General features: G+C 56.3%; 18 protein-coding genes. 7 read left to right on the plus strand and 11 right to left on the minus strand.

The features are described 5' to 3' along the window. Nucleotides 1-67 precede the first annotated feature (67 nt). From chlG to GRI35_RS12630, 6 genes are all read left to right on the plus strand, one after another. Entirely contained in the window at nucleotides 68-970 is a 903-nt protein-coding gene (gene chlG / locus GRI35_RS12605) for a chlorophyll synthase ChlG (RefSeq protein WP_160614478.1), read from the plus strand. After that, on the plus strand, nucleotides 967-2310 hold the full coding sequence (locus GRI35_RS12610) for a BCD family MFS transporter (protein ID WP_290258143.1): 1344 nt from the start codon (nucleotides 967-969) through the stop codon (nucleotides 2308-2310). Before chlG ends, GRI35_RS12610 begins: the two co-directional genes overlap by 4 nt. Then, nucleotides 2307-3503 carry a geranylgeranyl diphosphate reductase gene (locus GRI35_RS12615; protein ID WP_160614479.1) on the plus strand — a complete coding sequence of 399 codons (1197 nt, stop codon included), beginning with the start codon at nucleotides 2307-2309 and terminating at the stop codon, nucleotides 3501-3503. The genes GRI35_RS12610 and GRI35_RS12615 overlap by 4 nt, the downstream gene beginning before the upstream one ends. Next, complete coding sequence (locus tag GRI35_RS12620) at nucleotides 3500-3982, plus strand: TspO/MBR family protein (protein ID WP_160614480.1); 483 nt, start codon at nucleotides 3500-3502, stop codon at nucleotides 3980-3982. Before GRI35_RS12615 ends, GRI35_RS12620 begins: the two co-directional genes overlap by 4 nt. Before the next feature lie 9 nt (nucleotides 3983-3991). Then, a complete protein-coding gene (locus GRI35_RS12625) occupies nucleotides 3992-4258 on the plus strand; it encodes a hypothetical protein (RefSeq protein ID WP_160614481.1) in 267 nt (88 codons plus the stop codon). Between the two features lie 108 nt (nucleotides 4259-4366). Next, on the plus strand, nucleotides 4367-4687 hold the full coding sequence (locus GRI35_RS12630; protein WP_160614482.1) for a P-II family nitrogen regulator: 321 nt from the start codon (nucleotides 4367-4369) through the stop codon (nucleotides 4685-4687). Between the two features lie 24 nt (nucleotides 4688-4711). Here GRI35_RS12630 and GRI35_RS12635 read toward each other — a convergent pair whose 3' ends face one another. The 11 genes from GRI35_RS12635 to GRI35_RS12685 form a co-directional block, all read right to left on the minus strand. Beyond that, nucleotides 4712-5713 (minus strand): sodium-dependent bicarbonate transport family permease, encoded by a 1002-nt coding sequence (locus tag GRI35_RS12635; protein WP_160614483.1) that lies wholly within the window; start codon nucleotides 5711-5713, stop codon nucleotides 4712-4714. 100 nt (nucleotides 5714-5813) lie between these two features. Next, the gene (locus GRI35_RS12640; protein ID WP_160614484.1) at nucleotides 5814-6089 is read right to left on the minus strand and encodes a hypothetical protein; all 276 of its coding nucleotides are present in this window, start codon (nucleotides 6087-6089) and stop codon (nucleotides 5814-5816) included. A 100-nt stretch (nucleotides 6090-6189) separates the two neighbouring features. After that, nucleotides 6190-7119, minus strand: coding sequence for a photosynthetic reaction center subunit M (gene pufM / locus GRI35_RS12645; RefSeq protein WP_160614485.1), 930 nt, complete (start codon nucleotides 7117-7119; stop codon nucleotides 6190-6192). A gap of 13 nt (nucleotides 7120-7132) precedes the next feature. Continuing rightward, complete coding sequence (gene pufL / locus GRI35_RS12650) at nucleotides 7133-7957, minus strand: photosynthetic reaction center subunit L (protein WP_160614486.1); 825 nt, start codon at nucleotides 7955-7957, stop codon at nucleotides 7133-7135. Nucleotides 7958-8080: 123 nt separating this feature from the next. Next, nucleotides 8081-8269 carry a light-harvesting antenna LH1, alpha subunit gene (pufA, locus tag GRI35_RS12655; RefSeq protein WP_160614487.1) on the minus strand — a complete coding sequence of 63 codons (189 nt, stop codon included), beginning with the start codon at nucleotides 8267-8269 and terminating at the stop codon, nucleotides 8081-8083. A gap of 10 nt (nucleotides 8270-8279) precedes the next feature. Next, nucleotides 8280-8510, minus strand: coding sequence for a light-harvesting antenna LH1, beta subunit (gene pufB / locus GRI35_RS12660; protein ID WP_160614488.1), 231 nt, complete (start codon nucleotides 8508-8510; stop codon nucleotides 8280-8282). A gap of 130 nt (nucleotides 8511-8640) precedes the next feature. After that, complete coding sequence (bchZ, locus tag GRI35_RS12665) at nucleotides 8641-10086, minus strand: chlorophyllide a reductase subunit Z (RefSeq protein WP_160614489.1); 1446 nt, start codon at nucleotides 10084-10086, stop codon at nucleotides 8641-8643. Then, the gene (gene bchY, locus GRI35_RS12670; protein ID WP_160614490.1) at nucleotides 10083-11633 is read right to left on the minus strand and encodes a chlorophyllide a reductase subunit Y; all 1551 of its coding nucleotides are present in this window, start codon (nucleotides 11631-11633) and stop codon (nucleotides 10083-10085) included. The genes bchZ and bchY overlap by 4 nt, the downstream gene beginning before the upstream one ends. A gap of 3 nt (nucleotides 11634-11636) precedes the next feature. After that, nucleotides 11637-12626: a chlorophyllide a reductase iron protein subunit X gene (locus GRI35_RS12675; protein ID WP_407985105.1), complete on the minus strand. Its 990-nt coding sequence runs from the start codon at nucleotides 12624-12626 to the stop codon at nucleotides 11637-11639. Then, nucleotides 12617-13552 carry a chlorophyll synthesis pathway protein BchC gene (bchC, locus tag GRI35_RS12680; RefSeq protein ID WP_160614492.1) on the minus strand — a complete coding sequence of 312 codons (936 nt, stop codon included), beginning with the start codon at nucleotides 13550-13552 and terminating at the stop codon, nucleotides 12617-12619. Before bchC ends, GRI35_RS12675 begins: the two co-directional genes overlap by 10 nt. Nucleotides 13553-13651: 99 nt before the next feature. Beyond that, complete coding sequence (locus GRI35_RS12685; protein WP_160614493.1) at nucleotides 13652-14779, minus strand: methyltransferase; 1128 nt, start codon at nucleotides 14777-14779, stop codon at nucleotides 13652-13654. A 75-nt stretch (nucleotides 14780-14854) separates the two neighbouring features. Between GRI35_RS12685 and crtD the strand changes: the two genes are divergently transcribed. Continuing rightward, nucleotides 14855-16411, plus strand: coding sequence for a 1-hydroxycarotenoid 3,4-desaturase CrtD (crtD, locus tag GRI35_RS12690; protein WP_160614494.1), 1557 nt, complete (start codon nucleotides 14855-14857; stop codon nucleotides 16409-16411). Nucleotides 16412-16459: the final 48 nt, after the last annotated feature.

Below are 16459 nucleotides of genomic sequence, written 5' to 3' on the forward strand. Positions count from 1 at the left end.
GAAATCTTACCCAATAGAACTGTCCAAAACATTTGACACTTGGGGGGATGAGGCATAGCCTCTGCCCATGACAGACTCGTCAATTCCAGCAACGTCTCCGCGCATTCCCGCGCTGAAGGATATTGTCGAACTGACGAAGCCTGTAACATGGTTCCCGCCCATGTGGGCCTTCATGTGCGGCGTAGTGTCGTCGGGTGTTTCAATTGCCGATAACTGGACCTTTCTGCTTGCAGGAATTCTCCTGACTGGACCGATCGTGTGCGGCACGAGCCAAGTCATCAACGATTGGTGTGATCGCGAGGTCGACGCCATTAATGAACCCGACCGCCCTATTCCCTCCGGCCGTACACCGGGGCGTTGGGGCGTTTGGATTGCGCTGACTGGTACCGGCATATCCTTGGTGGTCGGAGCCTTACTCGGCACTTGGGTATTTATCGCCACCTGCGTCGCGCTGTTCTTCGGCTGGGCGTACAGCTCGCCGCCTTTGCGTTTAAAGCGTAGTGGATGGTGGGGGCCCGCTGCGTGCGCCCTGAGCTATGAGGGTCTTTCATGGTTTACTGGCGCCACCGTGATGCTGGGCGCCGTGCCCGGAACAGATCTACTCGCGGTGCTATTGCTGTATAGTCTGGGCGCGCACGGCATCATGACTCTCAATGATTTCAAAGCGGTCGAAGGTGATACCGCTACCGGTCTGCGATCGCTTCCCGTCATAATGGGTGTGCGCAACGCGGCGCTGACGGCCTGCGCGGTGATGGCCCTGTCGCAAGTTGCGGTGATCGCGCTGCTTATCCAACAGCAACTCGCTCTGTCTGCGGCAATCGTTTCGGTTTTGCTGTTCATACAAGTCGCTTGCATGGTCCGGTTAATACGCGATCCGAAACAATATGCGCCTTGGTACAACGCCACCGGCGTCTTGCTTTATGTGCTGGGCATGCTTGCCTCTGCATTGGGGTTGGGAGGCTATTTGTGACAGCACTTTCACGGCGATCGGACATTAGCCAAGAGGGCTTGGGGTGGTTCGGCATAATTCGCGTCGGCACAGTTCAGGCCGCAATCGGCGCTATGGTCATGCTCGCGACATCGCTGCTAAACCGCGTGATGGTAGTGGAGTATTCGGTCGCTGCAGCCGTCCCGGCCGCACTCGTGGCTTGGCATTATGCGGTGCAGCTCACGCGCCCCTTATGGGGCCACAAGTCGGACCAATCGCGCAGCCGCACCCCTTGGATCGTCGGCGGTATGTGCATCCTTGCCTTCGGGTCGGTACTGGCTGTTGACGCGACAATCTGGATGGCAAAGCCAGACCTTGGAGCAGTGATACTCGCTATCGCAAGCTTCACCATGATTGGTTTTGGTGTGGGCATGTCGGGCACCGCCCTTCTCGCATTACTTGCCTCGCGCGTGACGGCAGAGCGCAAGCCCGCCGCCGCTGCAATCAGTTGGACGATGATGATCGCGGGAATTGTGATCGCAGCGGGCTTATCCGGCGCATTCCTCGATCCATTTAGCGAGCCGCGCTTGGCCATTGTGACTAGCATAGTCGTGCTTGTTGCGTTTTGTTTGGCAATGCTGGCACTGCGCAATCTTGAGGCAAAGAACCCTCCGATTATCCAGGCGAACGGATCTGAAAAAACGCAAAGCTTCCCCGAAGCCTTGCGCGAGATTTGGCAAGAGAAAGAAGCGCGGCGTTTTACATTTTTCGTGTTCATTTCGATGCTCGCATACTCAATGCAGGATCTGATTATGGAGCCTTTCGCAGGTTTTCTTTTCGAAATGACACCCGGTGAATCCACGCAGCTATCCAGCCTTCAACACAGCGGGATCCTAGTCGGTATGTTGGCGTCAGGCGTAGGCGGCAGCCTTTATACAAAATGCTTTGGTCAAAACCTCAAACTATGGATCGTGATCGGCTGCGTTGGCTCTGCCGTCATGCTCGGCGGATTGTCTTTCGCAGCGACGCAGGGCGTCAGTTGGCCACTGAAAGCCAATGTGTTCGGCCTCGGCCTCGCCAATGGAATTTTCGCGGTAGCGGCCGTGGGCGCGATGCTTGGCCTCGCCAGCAAAGGGCGTCGATCGGGAGAAGGCGCGCGCATGGGCGTGTGGGGCGCATCGCAAGCAATTGCCTTTGGCCTAGGCGGCCTGACCGGAGCAGTGCTGGTTGATCAATTGCGCGCCTCTACCGGTCAGGACGCTACAGCATTCCAGATCGTATTCTCGATTGAGGCATTACTGTTCGTGGCTGCGGCACTGGTCGCCACTGGCACCACGCTGATTCGGCCATCGGGCGAGCAAAAAGAGGGACTAACCGCATGAGCACAGAGCCAGACTTCGACGTAGTGGTCGTGGGCGGGGGTCCTTCCGGTGCAACCGCTGCACACGATCTGACAATGCAGGGTCACAAGGTTATGCTACTCGACAAAGCAGGGCGGATCAAACCATGCGGCGGCGCAGTACCTCCTCGCCTGCTTAAAGACTTCGACATTCCCGAAAGCCTGCTGGTGGCGCATGCCAAGTCGGCGCGGATTATTGCGCCCTCCAACACCAAGGTGAATATGCCCTGCGGTGATGGTTATGTCGGTATGGTTGATCGTGACCAATTTGACGAATGGCTGCGCACCCGCGCCAGCGAAGCAGGGGCAACGCGCGTAACCGGCAAATGCGAAGATGTGCTGGACCGGCCCGATGGTTTAGCGACTGTCGCCTATCGAACTGATCGCAACGCGAAACTGACAACCGTAACCGCGCGCTGCGTGATTGGCGCTGATGGAGCGCGCTCCCGCGTTGCCCAGCAATGCATTCCCAATGGCGAGAATGTAAAATGCGTCTTTGCCTATCACGAGATTGTGAAGGTGCCAGAAGATAATACGGCAGACTATGAGCCCGACCGCTGCGACGTCTATTATCAGGGCCATCTATCGCCCGACTTCTACGCTTGGGTTTTCCCGCATGGTAAAACTGCCAGCATCGGCCTTGGCAGTGCCAACAAGGGCTTCCCGCTGCGTGAAACCACCAAGTTAATGCGAGAGCAAACCGGATTCTCCAAATGGGAAACCATCCGCAAGGAAGGCGCGCCCATTCCGCTGAAACCGCTCAAACGGTGGGACAATGGCCGCAATGTGCTCGTTGCAGGAGACGCCGCCGGTGTTGTCGCACCATCATCTGGCGAAGGCATTTACTATGCGATGTATGCCGGCCGGATGAGTGCCGATGCGGTCAACCAATTCTTAGTCACCGGTAATGCCAAAGCACTGAGAGGCGCGCGCAAGGCCTTTATGAAAGCGCATGGCCGCGTGTTCTGGATTCTCGGCGTGATGCAGTATTTCTGGTACAGCAGCGACAAACGCCGCGAACGCTTTGTGAAAATGTGCGATGATCCCGACGTCCAACGCTTGACGTGGGAAGCCTATATGAACAAGGAATTGGTCAGGCGGGACCCGATGGCACATATTCGAATTTTCATTAAAGACACCGCGCATCTTCTTGGGCTGAGACCTGCCAAAGCATGAGCCGCGCTTCCCTACTTCCGATTACGATCGCCGCCCTGCTGGTGCTGGTCACTGCCTTTGTTGGTGAAACCATCACCGTTCTGGACGAATGGTATTATAGCCTGACGCAACCGAGCTGGGCCCCGCCCAGCTATATGTTCGGCATTATCTGGACAGCCGTATTCGCATTAATCGCCATTGCAGGTGTCTTTGCATGGGAGAAGGCACCCAGCCGGAGGCATACCGAAATCATGCTCGGCATGTTTGCGTTTAACGGCTTTCTGAACTTGCTTTGGAGCTTCCTGTTCTTCCGGATGCAGCGCCCCGATTGGGCGTTTTACGAGCTGATCGTTCTTTGGCTTTCGATTGCGATCTTGATCCTTTTTTGTGGCCGCTTCTCGAAAGTGGCTTCGCTACTGCTGCTACCGTATCTGATCTGGGTAACCATCGCGGGCGCACTGAATTATCAAGTCATCCAACTCAACGGCCCTTTCGGCTGAGCGCAGGAGGTGGAGGAATTTTTCTCCAGCGGACGCGCGGTCGATGTGGTGTTGGCCGTTCTGGTAATGGAGGCAATCTGGCTCAAATGGCGCGGCAGTGGTTGGGCGGATATTCTACCCGCGCTCGTTCCTGCTATTTTGATGATGATTGCGTTAAGGGCGGCCCTGACCGGGTTAGGCTGGATCTACATCTCGGTACCATTGATGGCCGCGTTTCCGGTTCACCTTTATGACCTTCATCGGCGTGAAATGCTTCGCTCACGCGATCAGAATTAACCAGCGATCCAGATTACAGGTTCGACGCCCACGCATTGTCACGAAAGTCTTTTGCTCCGGTTCGAAACCCTTGTACGCTTTGCATGAAAAGAGCCGGGAGATCATTTTATGACCTATAAAGCGACCAAGGTCGTCATCATCACGGAGAAGGTGATCTTTGACGGCGTTGCCGATATAATCGAAGAAATGGGCGGCACTGGCTACACTGTCGTTGCCGCCGGCGGACGTGGTAGCCGCGGCGTTCGATCAGCAAGCGGTGCATCGATTGTCGATGCTTTTCGCAACATCAAGGTCGAGGTGATTGTTAGCGAATTGGCAATGGCAGAAAAAATCGCAGATGCCGTAGCAGAGCGGTACTTCCAGAATTATTCGGGTATCACCTATCTGGAAGAGGTCGATATTCTGAGGCCGCACAAGTTTCACCACTAAGGAGAGGCTTACGGCTGTTCAGCGTCAGAATACCATCTGCGCAAGCGCCAAATAGAGAGGTATTCCAATCGCGATAGCCACCGGTGTGCCGATACTTGTCGAGGAACCGATATAAGAGGACGGATTTGCCGTTGGGATTGCCGCTCTCAATGTCGGCGGTCCGGAAATGTCCGAGCTTGATCCGGCTAGCACCGACAGGAGCACAACACCGCCTGGGCTAAAACCAGTCGTGACGTGCAGTAGATACCCCAATCCGAATGCGATTAAACCATGCGTCAGCGGTGCGGCAAAAGCGTAAACCGCATACCAATGCGCTACTTTGCGAAGTTCATTCAACCGCTGATAGGCTTCCATTCCCATGATGAGCATGAGGATAGACAGCAAGCCGCGAAATAGCGGATCGTAAAAGCCCTCGAAAACTTGCTCAGGCCGAGTTAGGAGCCCCAGCGCCAAACCCAATATCAGCGCCGATAAGGCCGAGCCGCGCAGGCTGTCTTTGATGATCGACCATATTTTCGGACCATTACCGGATGCACCATCTTGCTTGGCCAGATGGAGGTTGGCGAGGACGATGGCCAGAACCAATGCAGGAATGTCCATGAACGGATAAAGCGCGGGCACCCAGGCCTCATAGAAAATATCTTCCTCTTCCAGAATGACCATGGCTGCCGCCAGTGTCGACGCGCTAACGGCACCGAACAGACCGGCGGTAGCAATGGCGTCCTCCATTTTGACGCCAGGCAAATAAGCCAGCGTGAACCGGCCCAAAAGAACAATTAGACACCCGAGCGCTATTGTCACCAGTGCCGGCAACAGCATTTCTGCAAAGCTGGCATCGCGAATTTCCAGCCCGCCTTCGATGCCGATCCGCATCAACAGCATGAACACAGCAAATTTGTAGATCGCGTCAGGTATTTCGAGTTGACTGCGAAACGCGGCCAACGCCATCCCGCCAATCAAGAACGCCAATGCCGGAGACTGGAATTGTGTAACTAAGCGAGACAGAAAATCAGCGACCAAGTCCATGATCTGCCCCTAACAGAAAGTGCTTGGCAAGCCGAGCAAAAACACCGGTACTCGGCTCACCGAATTTAATCTTAAGCTATGCCTGCCACTTAAGGCAGAATCAGCGCACCTCGGCCGGATCAGTATCGGATGGCTCGACATCTTCCGGTATTACTGGCTCGTTGGGGTTATCGGCCTCACCCGCTGCACGGCCACCCCCTTCTTGAATCTCGGGGGCACCGGAATTCATTTCGTCTGCTACTGTCCCGTCACCTGCGTCTTCAGCGAGTTGCATATCTTTGTCGGCATCGGCGACGGCTTCGGGTTCTCCACCACAAGCAGCCAGTGCGAGTGCCAAAGCTGAAATTGCAGAAATTGATCGGTACGGCTTTACCATGACAATTGCCTTTCACATGCTTGATAATCGAAGATAATACGCTGCCTAGAATTCCCCAAATCAATATTCCGCGGAAACTGCCGGCGCGCGCAAGGGGCGATCAATATTCAGGGGCATAGTGGTGCTCAATCGCCCACAGGTACCAATTGTCGACCACTGTCCCAGTCAGCAGGATACCAATACCGCCAGTGAAGGTACACAATACAGCGAACCACCACGCCCAACGGTGGATCGACTCCATCGTCGCATTGAAGCCCATGGTCCAGCGCCAGAATAATGCCGCACGCTCTGACGCAGTACCGCGATCAGTAATCTGTTCAAGCTCGCGCTCGCCGCCGTAACGGCCAACTGCAAGGATAGTTGCGCCATGCATGGCGAATAGCAAAGCCGAGCCATACAGGAACACAATCGAAAGAGCATGGAACGGATTGTAGAACAGGTTTCCGTAAAGCAGCGAGAAATTGTTCGTCCACTCGAGATGCGGGAAGATGCCAAACGGCACCGCCTCGGCCCATGATCCCATGAACATCGGGCGAATAAATCCGAGCACCAGATAAAGCCAGATTGCGCTCATAAATGCCCAAGCTACATGCGTGCCCATGCCAAGCGCGCGGGCTCGGCGATAGGTCCGCACCCACCATAACAATATCGATAGCGTCAGGAAGAAACCCGCAAGTATCCACCAGCCACCATCGTTGAGCGGCACAAATGGACTGAAACCGTATTCAGGCCCTGGAGGCGCAAGGCCAAGCCAGAAAAATTGACGAACGAATTCGATCGGGTCCCAATTAACCGATGCGAGCATGTTGAGCCCGATGATCTCGATCGCAAGGAAGCCGAACAGGAGCGACGCGATGCCGAGCCAGCCGAGATATATCGGCCCGATTTGTGCCTGACCGAATTTGCCCATCCAATAGCTAAACGCAGTATCCTTGGTCCGGTCACCCTGCTCTTCCGGCGGAAGAGGGATTCCCATTTCAGGCGCGTGAGCAAGCTGGACTTGCGTGAATATGTTTTGATAGCGTGCCATTATCTATTCCCCCTCACGACCAGATCGGCATGTTGCGCCACCATTCCCACCATTCCGGCCAGCCTTCAGCATAAAGCGGCCCGGCGATGAAGATGCACACTGCACTCCAGAAACCGGCATTCAATGCGAGGAACAGCCCCAAACGGTGGATGCCGATAGTGCCCACGGAATAACCGATGAAATCACGGAAAAACGTGTCTTCATATTCGGGCGTTTTGACTTCCTGCCCCTTTTTCGGGTTCACCGCTGACAGGATTAATGCCCCGTGCAGAGCCAGCGCAAATGTCGTCACGAAGAAGAACGACACTGCGATCATATGAGCGGGGTTGTAATGGAAGTTTACATATTGATAGCCGGTGTTCGACACCCAATCGAGGTGACTGAATATCCCGTAAGGGAAGCCGTGTCCCCAAGCGCCCATAAAGAACGGCCGGATGACGACCAAGGTTACATAGGCGAAAATTGCGACGCCAAAAGCTATCGGGACATGATAGCCCATCCCCAGCTTGCGGCAGATTTCCACCTCTCGCAGCGCCCATGAACTGAAGGCCACGATCGCGCAGATGGTAATAATCTGCCAGAAACCACCTTCGTTGAGCGGGGCGAACCCCAGCCCATAGGCAATGTCCGGCGGATTGATCGAAATGAGCCAGGGATTCCACGTTGGCCCCTGCGAGGCCGCGTAGAATATCAGCGCCGTCCCGAGTATTGCGGATATTGCCGAAACAACCCCGAAAAACCCGACATAGAAAGGCCCGATCCAAAAATCGAACAGATCGCCTCCAATCAGGGTACCGCCCCTGACCCGATATTTTCGCTCGAAACTTAACAGCGACATGGCATTTCCCCTGCGCGCTCATCCTTGCCACCTGCGGCGCAGGCGGACGTTTACACATTACTGAAACCGGCGTCCCTGCGGGAGGCACGACGCCGGAACGCCGTGTCCTCCAAAGGGCCGGGGTCAGGTTAGTCGTTCTGACTGTTCGACGGTGACAGAAGCCACAGCCGGGTCTGCACCTGGTCCTTCGATCCAGTTGAAGCGATCAGTGCTCAACAGGATGAAATGGATCAGCAGTGCGAGTACGAACAGGAAGATCGCGAGAGCGACCAGCGTCCGACGTGGGTCGAAAATTAACCATAGTCTCCACATAGTCGTTCTCCTATCCTAACAGTGGCATCAAAGTGGCTTGAGCAACCCGGATTCCATCATCCAAAGCCGCATAGCCGTTGACCCCTGGGAACCAGGGACGCCACATCCACACCAACACATGCGCGATGATCGCGATGATGGTGAAGCCGATGAAGCTGCTCACAAATATCTTGTGAAACTCCTTGGCTTCTTCTGGGGTCAAATATGCCCCCGGACCGAAGCGGTCGTTATCTTCACTCATATTTCCTTCTCCAGTTTAGCCCCCTGCAAGCCGCCAGAGGCGCCTCCCACGGGTATTGCTCGATCGGTTGAAACAACCGGGCGAGTTGCGGATGCCAGATATAGATCCGGCAAATATATTGAGCGGTGCATCATGCGTTCGCTCCATCAAGAAGTGCTGCTGCCAATCGGTCAGCAGAGACATGTTTCTCACCCGCCAGCCGGGCATGACGCTCGGCCGCATCGCGCAGGTTTTTCGCGGCTGAAATGCGCACCAGAACCGGCTGCGCTTCGACAATCGCATCCAGTTTCTCTTTGGCTTCCACATCCCATTCGAGCGGCGCATGAGACCGCGCCGGTGTAGACTCACCGGCGTCCATCTGGGTCGATAGGGGCAGAATATGGAACAGCGCGTCGAACAGCGCATTGCACACTTCCTGAACCAGATAAGTCGCGCCGGAATAGCCCATATAAGGTGTGCCGGTATGGCGACGAATGGCAGCACCGGGGAATGACGCCGGAATGAATATCCCGCGCGCTCCAGCCTCGGCCATATACATCCGCTCATTGTAACTGCCGAACACCACTATTGGCGGGTTCTCGAAGATTGCGGCACGGACAGCTTGATTGTCTGGCTTCACGCCTGCACTGCGGCTGAAAGAGAACGAACACGGCAAACCCATGTCATTCTCGAGGAAATTGCGAATACCGCGCGCGTATGTTTCGTTCGCTACGATCCCGAAATTGGCGGTGCCAAAGAAATCTTGCGTTACCGACCGCCACAAATCCCAAAGCGGCTTGATTGTGGTGTGCTTTTCCTTGGTGATGAATGGTTCCGGATCGATACCCGTCATTTCACCCAACTGGCGCAGGAATTTCGTGGTAGAATCCAGTCCCACAGGTGCTTGTAAATAAGGCCGCTCCAGCTTTTCGCACAGATTGCGGCCGAACTCGCGGTACATGCAGATATTGACCGACGCATTGGCTAGCTGACGGATGTCGGCAAGGTGACTGCCCAGCGGGAAAACCATATTTACTTCGGCGCCGATGCCTTCGATTAGTCGGCGGATCTCCGCGACATCGGACGGCATATTGAACATGCCGTAGGATGGACCAATGATATTGACTTTCGGCTTTTCACCTTCGGCCAGTTTCTTTGGCTCCGGCATTTTCTTCGGGCCGAATTCGGTCCACAGCCAGGTTAATGCACGATCTTCCGACTGCCATTGATCTTCATCGATAGTGCGCGGGAGGAAGCGCTTGATATTCGTCCCCTCAGGTGTAACCCCGCCACCGATCATCTCGGCGATAGACCCTGTTACCACAACAGCCGGAAGATCCGGATCGAGCGATTGCCAAGCACGTTTCATCGCGCCTTCAGTACCAGTTTTACCCAGCTCCTCTTCGCCAAGACCCGTGACGACAATCGGCAGCTCATGCGGCGGAAGGCCATCGGTGTAATGAAGTACGGATGTCACCGGCAGGTTTTCGCATCCGACTGGGCCGTCAATAATAACCTGCAATCCCTTGATCGCAGTGAAAGCGTAGACAGCCCCCCAATAGCCACCAGCCCGGTCGTGATCGAGGATTAGCGTCACGAGCCTACCGCCTCTGCCGCCTTCGCGGCCATGGCATTTTGGGCGGCGTATTTCTTTTTAAACTTTGGACGGTCTTCCGGCGTTTCAGTCCAGATACCGCTGGCATAGCCTTCGCCCACACCTTCAAAAAACTCAGTCATGCGTTCAAAGCGTTCTTTGTTACCCATCGCCGCATTGACGACTTGGGCAAGGCTGCCCGCACCTGCCGGCCCCATAAGCGGACGGGCCGAAATGAGATTGGTGAAGTACAGCGCCGGAATGGCTTTCGCTTTCGCGTGCTGGACGACAGGCGTGGTGCCAATCGATAAATTGGGGCCAAACTCCTCAACCGCTGCGATGTCTTCTTCTAGGCTTGCACGATAATTGACCCGCACGCCCTCGGCCTCGAGCCATTCGCGGTCTGGATCAGACCATTTGGTGCGCGGGCACGCCGTGCCGACATAGGGTACTTCCGCTCCGCTTTCGATCAGCAGCCGAGCAACCAGCAGCTCCGATCCCTCATAACCCGAAACAGTAATCCGCCCCTTGATTGGCATGGCGTTGAGCGCGCCATCAATCGCAGGCAGCATCGCATTCTGCGCGGCGGAGATTTGGGCAGCGCTCGCGCCCGTGGCTTCACCGATAGCTTGCAGCCACGCGGCTGTGCCGTCGCGGCCAACCGGAGCTGACCCGACAACCTTGCGGCCCGCTGCTTCAAACTCGCGAATGCTCGCGGTGTAGAAGGGATGGATCGCAGCGATCACCGCACCGTCCAAAGCCGTGTAAAGGTCGCGCCACTCGCGTGTCGGCACAACCGGTCCAGCCGCCAAACCGAGCGGCGCAAGCATGTGGCCGATGCCGACCGGGTCAGCCGGGAACATTTCACCCAGCAGCGTTACAGACGGCTTGTCAGCGCGTTCTTTCGGTGCTGCGACGGGGCCTTGCTCCGCCTCGTCGCGCGCATATTTAAGCATTGCGCCCGCAAGCACGTCTTTTGCTTCCGCATGCGTCGGCACCCCAAAACCTGGCACATCAATGCCGACGATGCGGACTCCATTGATCGCGTCTGGCAGCAACCGCAGCGGCACACCACTCGCAGTCGGAACACAGAGATTCGTGACGACAATCGTGTCGTAATTCTCAGGGTCAGCCATCTGTTCGACGGCTTCCTTGATGTCTTCGAACAGCTTGCCGGTAACCAGTGTTTCGCTGCTAAAGGGAACATAGCCGACGCTACGCCGCGCTCCGTAGAAATGCGACGTGAAGGTCAAACCGTAAACACAGCAGGCAGAGCCTGACAAGATCGTTGCAGTGCGCCGCATGCGCAGGCCAACACGGAGCGACCCGAAGGCCGGGCACATGCTTTGCGGCTGATCGTGCGGACCGACCGGATAATCTTTCTCATATTGATCGAGAATATCGCTTTTGCCCGCCTTCTTGGCGGCTTCACGCATCGTCTCTGCACCGCCGTGACAGCCCGCGCTCTCGGCTTCCAGCGCCGGAGCGAGATCGATCCGGTCCGGAGCACGTTTGGCCGGTCTGGCCGTCGGGGCGAAGGCATCACTCATGCATCAAATCTCGTCGTAAATGATTTCAAGGGATGGCCTCTCTTCGAACGTGCCGCCGCGCATATCGGCCTGTGTCGCAGGGACGAGCTCGATGTTGCCGCCGGTTTCTTCGGGGGAGAACAGATCAAGTAGTCCATCTTGCTCGAGCGGCTTTGGCTGCTGCGGTGGAGCTTCCGCGACGTTGGTCGCCAGCTCTTCAAACAAGCCGCCCCACTCGCTGCCGGGTATACCGATGATCTGGTAATTGGCTGACTTGCGGCGAATATCCTCATTGGCCGGGATCGCTGTGAGAACCGGAATATCGACGGCGTCGGCAAATGCCTGCGCCTCGCCGGTGCCGTCATCTTTATTGATAATCATGCCGGCGACGCCGACATTGCCGCCCATCTTGCGGAAATATTCAACCGCTTTGCACACGTTGTTAGCGACGTAGAGCGATTGCATATCGTTCGACCCGACCACGATAACTTTCTGGCACATGTCGCGCGCAATCGGCAGACCAAACCCGCCGCAAACAACATCGCCCAAGAAATCTAGCAGAACGTAATCAAAGCCCCATTCGTGGAAGCCAAGTTTTTCAAGCAGTTCAAATCCATGGATGATCCCGCGCCCGCCACACCCGCGACCGACTTCCGGACCGCCGAGCTCCATCGCGAATACACCGTCGCGTTGGAAGCAGACATCTTCGATAGTCACTTCCTCGCCAGCGAGCTTTTTCTTCGACGATGTCTCGATGATCGTCGGGCATGATTTGCCGCCAAACAGTAAACTGGTTGTGTCCGATTTCGGATCGCAGCCAATCAGCAGGACCCGCTTACCTTGCTGCGCCATCATGTAACTGAGATTGGAAAGTGCAAAGCTCTTGCCCGAACCGCCTTTGCCGTAAATCGCGATGACTTGCGTCTCTGATTTGACCTCACCAGTATGGACCGGATCAGGCTCTTGGGCTGCTTCTTTGCGAAGTGTATCGACGTCCAGTACGCTCATGCGCATTCTCTCCAATCGAGCACCATTTTCAGGCAATCGGGATCATCAAAAGCTGTAGGGTAAGCCGTCTCGGCATCATTCGCCGGTTCGACATTGGTGATCAGGCCCGAAAGGTCGAGCGCCCCCGTTTCGATCAGTGCATTGATCGAAGCAAGATCATCGGGCTGCCATTCAGCGGCAATCCGGATGCGTGCCTCGCGCTGGAAGGCCGGAGGAAAAGCGAAGCTGATGGGTTGATTGTAAAAGCCCGCAAGAACAAGTTCGCCGCCTTTGGCCAGCCGTGCAATGAAGCTCTCGATTGAACCTGCATCGCCGCTAACATCATAGATATTCGCGTAGTCATGGCGATCATCATCATCGGGATGGACAACCGAATAGCCCTGCCCGCCGGTTTGGCGACTGGAATTGGTGTCCCACACAACGGGCGGCTTAGAGCCTGCTGCAACGGTCAAGCGGGCTAGCAAGCGGCCGAGTACACCGTGACCCACGATTAATTCCGGCGCATCACCATGCGCAATGGCATGAAGCGCCGTCGCCGCCAGCGCGTAAAGAATACCGTCCCGGCCAAGCTGCTCCGATACAGGAAGCGCTCTCGCTGTCGGCAGAATAACGGTTTTCGCCGAGCCGCCAAACAAACCGCGGGCATCGCGGTAGCAATTAGCGCCTGGTACAAAGACCCACTCGCCAAGGCGTGCTTCAGCTTCGGCTCCAGCATCAACCACACAACCGACTGACTCATAGCCCGGCACCAGCGGATATCCCATTCCGGGGAAGTTCGGCATCTTGCCGGTCCAAAGAAGCTTCTCCGTACCTGTGCTAATTCCGCTCCAGTGAATATCGACCTGCACATCGCCCGCTTCCATAGGGTTCAGCACGGTTTCCCGCATCGCCAAACGCTCAGGTGCGTCAAGAATGATGGCCGATGTTTCCAAAAGGTCCCTCTCTGGATCCCCGTTTCATGACAGGGACTCCGTCAAGTGTTAAACTACCGGAACATTATCTATTGTCAACTAAACTGGACACCTTGGCTGTCACTTGTGCGCGACAAGCGCCTGAGCGATGATCGGAAGAGGCGTGTTTATCGCTTTAACCCCTGAAAAGCCTGCATTCTTCAACATTTTCCGGTTCTCTGTGGATGAGCGCGGCCGACCAGAGCCCATCGCCCACAAATACATCCCGAAATAGGCATCACCCATGCCTTCAGCGAGTCGAGTCTCCGCCATCGGCTCGGCAATCAGCAATCGTCCTCCCACCGCGAGCGACTCGTAAACCGCCTTGAGCAGCTGCGCGGCAACATCATCGTTATGGTCATGCAAAATGCGGATAAGGGTGACGAGATCATAGCCCAGCGGGATCGGATCAGCGCGGAAGCTCCCGCTATGAATGGTCACACGCTTCTCCAGCGGCGTATTAGCAAACCGCGCCTCCGCCAAATGGGCCACATCGGCTAGATCAAAGATGCCGAGCTCGATTCTTGGAGCGGTGCCGGCAACTGCCTCGACAAAAGCCCCTGAGCCGCCGCCGATATCTAGCATCTTTCTATGCTGCCTGAAGGAATAACGCCCAATGATCTGCTCCCATACCATGGGCTGCGTTGCTTGCATTAGTTCGGAATAGGGAGTCGCGCCGCCTTCGCGATCCTGCGCATAGGTCCAAAACTGCGACAGTTCGCTATCCACCCCGCCTTGCCGCGAGAGCAAGGCCATCGGATCGGCCATATCGCGATAAAGCAATGCGTGATGCCGGACCATCGCCATCGCTCCCTCGTTCACCGAAAGGGCCGCGCCTACCTCTCCCAAAAGCCACAAATCGTATTGCGGCGACTCGCACAGTTTAAGCGCGGCACCAGCCTTCAGAATGCGGTCCGTAGCTTCTCTCTGAAAGCCGAGAAATTCAGCAACATCATCAAACTGCCTCGGCCCTTCCCTCAGGAAATCGATCAGTCCCGATTGCACGAAAACATAGGTTATCTGTGTATAGACAAAGCCCGCAATCAGATGGAATTGCCCAGCCGCTTTACGCCGCGCAATGCGCCGGAAAATCAGCGTTTTTGCGGCCCAGTTCTGGAACCTCTGACTGCCCAGAACCCTGTTGCGACACAGCGCCCATCGGGTCCGCCAATTCGGTGTGGTTAGTTCAGAGTCTTTGATGTTAGACATAATATTATGTCCATTCTGATGGACCTATGATAATCATCCGTCAAACCGAAACTCTTGGGAGCGGGCGGAGAGAGCGTGGCGGAGACCCCGACAGTCATCATTGGCGCAGGCATTGGCGGCCTGACCAGCGCGGCGTTGCTGTCCGCGCAAGGCGTGCCGGTGACTGTGCTGGAGAAGGAAGCCATGTCGGGCGGAAAAATCCGGCAATTGGATGTCGATGGTTCGCCGATAGATGCTGGCCCGACCGTGTTTACAATGCGCAGCGTCATCGACGCGATTTTTGAAAGTGCGGGCGCATCAACCGACCATTATCTAACGTTGACCAAAGCTGACACGCTCGCGCGGCATGCATGGGACAGAGCAGGCTATTTGGACTTGTTTGCCGATCACGAGAAGAGCGTCGATGCAGTCGGACAATTCGCCGGCGCGAAAGCTGCTCAGGGGTTCCGCAGTTTCTCTGCTGAAGCCAAACACATCTTCGACATTCTCGACGAGCCGATGCTACGCGGAAGCAAAGTCAGCTGGCCAGTCCCGCTAATGCGGCGGATTGGCCTGTCACGCATCGGGGCAATGCTAGCGATCCGGCCCTATGAAAGCCTTTGGAAAGTGCTCGGCGAGCATTTCGACGACGTCCGGCTGCGCCAATTGTTTGGCCGTTACACCACCTATTGCGGGTCTTCACCCTTCCATACTCCCGCCACGCTGATGCTGATCGCGCATGTCGAAGCGCAAGGTGTCTGGTCGATTAGAGGCGGCATGAGCGCACTCTCCTCAGCTCTAGAAGCTGTCGCCCGCAAAAACGGCGCTCGTTTCCGGTTTGGCGCACATGTCGATGAAATCCGTACCGACCGTAAAGGCGTGCGCGCAGTCCACCTTGAGAGCGGCGAAACGATTACCACACGCGCGGTCATCTGCAACGCCGATCCTGCGGCGTTGGCGGCAGGTCAATTCGGTCGCGAAACAGCGCGAGCGGCGAGGATAATGAAATCTAAGAGCCGGTCACTTTCCGCAATGGTGTGGCTTGCGAAAAGTAAGGCTAGCGGGTTCGCGCTGGACCATCACAATGTGTTCTTTTCGGGCGATTATCCGGCTGAGTTTGCCGAGATCAAATCGGGCCACCCGCCACAAAATCCCACAGCTTATGTATGCGCCTTGGATCATGATACCGGAGCCCAATCGGACACAGCGCAACGCTATCAAATCATCGTCAACGCACCCGCCAATGGCGACACCCACGAGTATTCTGCCGAGGAGAAAGACCAATGCACGTCGAACATGCTGAAACGCCTGAGCGCATGCGGGTTGGAGCTGGAGACGCCGCTGCGGCACGAACTGGTCACGCCGAACGATTTCTCGCAACTCTTCCCGGCGACCGGCGGGGCGCTTTATGGCAGGGCTTCGCACGGGTGGGCGGCCTCCTTCCTCCGGCCCGGCTGCCGGACGAAGATCCGTGGGCTCTATTGCACGGGCGGAGCGACCCATCCTGGCGCGGGCGTCCCGATGGCCGCCTTGTCGGGGAAACTCGCGAGCGAAGCCGTGCTGTCAGACCGTATTTCGACGCGTTGGTACCACCGCAAGGATACCGCTGGTGGTATGTCGATGCCCTCAGCGATGACGGAAGCTACGGGCTAACCATCATTGGCTTTATCGGAAGCGTATTCTCCCCTTACTACAAGAAAT

Source organism: Pontixanthobacter aestiaquae, from assembly GCF_009827455.1.
Classification (GTDB): Bacteria; Pseudomonadota; Alphaproteobacteria; order Sphingomonadales; family Sphingomonadaceae; genus Pontixanthobacter; species Pontixanthobacter aestiaquae.

Excerpts from the sequence above, each read along its gene's own strand:
- pufB (WP_160614488.1), bottom strand. The coding sequence starts at position 8,510 with ATGAGTGAAGATAACGACCGCTTCGGTCCGGGGGCATATTTGACCCCA.
- GRI35_RS12620 (WP_160614480.1), top strand. The coding sequence starts at position 3,500 with ATGAGCCGCGCTTCCCTACTTCCGATTACGATCGCCGCCCTGCTGGTG.
- GRI35_RS12685 (WP_160614493.1), bottom strand. The coding sequence starts at position 14,779 with ATGTCTAACATCAAAGACTCTGAACTAACCACACCGAATTGGCGGACC.
- chlG (WP_160614478.1), top strand. The coding sequence starts at position 68 with ATGACAGACTCGTCAATTCCAGCAACGTCTCCGCGCATTCCCGCGCTG.
- GRI35_RS12640 (WP_160614484.1), bottom strand. The coding sequence starts at position 6,089 with ATGGTAAAGCCGTACCGATCAATTTCTGCAATTTCAGCTTTGGCACTC.
- pufA (WP_160614487.1), bottom strand. The coding sequence starts at position 8,269 with ATGTGGAGACTATGGTTAATTTTCGACCCACGTCGGACGCTGGTCGCT.
- GRI35_RS12615 (WP_160614479.1), top strand. The coding sequence starts at position 2,307 with ATGAGCACAGAGCCAGACTTCGACGTAGTGGTCGTGGGCGGGGGTCCT.
- pufM (WP_160614485.1), bottom strand. The coding sequence starts at position 7,119 with ATGGCACGCTATCAAAACATATTCACGCAAGTCCAGCTTGCTCACGCG.
- bchY (WP_160614490.1), bottom strand. The coding sequence starts at position 11,633 with ATGAGTGATGCCTTCGCCCCGACGGCCAGACCGGCCAAACGTGCTCCG.
- pufL (WP_160614486.1), bottom strand. The coding sequence starts at position 7,957 with ATGTCGCTGTTAAGTTTCGAGCGAAAATATCGGGTCAGGGGCGGTACC.
- GRI35_RS12630 (WP_160614482.1), top strand. The coding sequence starts at position 4,367 with ATGACCTATAAAGCGACCAAGGTCGTCATCATCACGGAGAAGGTGATC.
- GRI35_RS12635 (WP_160614483.1), bottom strand. The coding sequence starts at position 5,713 with ATGGACTTGGTCGCTGATTTTCTGTCTCGCTTAGTTACACAATTCCAG.
- GRI35_RS12675 (WP_407985105.1), bottom strand. The coding sequence starts at position 12,626 with ATGCGCATGAGCGTACTGGACGTCGATACACTTCGCAAAGAAGCAGCC.